Here is a 945-nt window from a genome sequence, read left to right on the forward strand (position 1 = left end):
CTAGCACACCTAAATTCATGTTTTGTTGTACGCTGTAGCTTTGGCCATCATACTGAACAATTAAAGCTCGGTTATCTGCTCCGTGTTGTGCAGCATGAGCAACACTACCATCACCAAATTGGTGTGTATTCAATTTGTGTCCAGAACCTGCTTGGTGAGCCAAAGAAGTGTTTGAATCTCCATCTTGAGCTTGGTAAGACTTATTATTAGAGCCTTGTTGAACTAAACCAGCAGTGTTATCATTCTGATTTTGGTCTTGTCTAGCATAGTTAGAAGCCTCACCGTTATAGTGGTGTGATTGTGTTATACCTGCATTGTTGCCATCACCATCTTGGTTTTGTTCTGCATAATTAGCTCCAGCGACACCACCACCAAGTTGGAAAATACCAGCGCTGTTGTCATCACCTACCTGTACCTGCAAAGCCTTATTCTCATCGTTAGGCAAAGAATAGAAAATTGGATTAGCGGCTCCATCTACATTATTGATAACATTAATCCATTGAGTCGTAGCCTCAGGAGCCACAGCATTCAATGTTGCAGTGCTACCTCCTTGCTGAATACCAGCATCATTTCCAGATCCGCTTCCAGCAGTTGCAGTTTGATATTGCTTAGCTTGGTTGCTATCACCTTGCTGTAATGCACGAGCTGAGTTACGAGCACCGTTACCTTCTTGATTAATAAAGGATTCGTTTTCATTTCCTTCTTGTTGGTTCATGGCATAGTGTCCATCAGTTTGGTTAGGACCTGCATCTTGAAGGATCATGGACTTGTTATTGTCTCCAGTTTGTTGCGTCCAAGCATCACTGTTGTCATAAGTCTGTTGGGTTGAAGCCCAGTTGTTGTCACCATTTTGGTCTATGGCAGCAAAGTTATCCTGTGCTTGTTGCCCTGTACCTTGACGGATTCTAGCCTTGTTTGCAGTACTAGAACCATCTAATTGGCCTT

The 945-nt window shown here is 43.0% G+C and carries 1 pseudogene; it reads right to left on the bottom strand.

Annotated elements, in window-relative coordinates:
• Positions 1-945, bottom strand: a pseudogene (locus ESU54_RS17925) (hypothetical protein); the annotation flags it as partial.

Source organism: Aequorivita antarctica (assembly GCF_007997155.1).
In the GTDB taxonomy this organism is placed as follows: domain Bacteria; phylum Bacteroidota; class Bacteroidia; order Flavobacteriales; family Flavobacteriaceae; genus Aequorivita; species Aequorivita antarctica.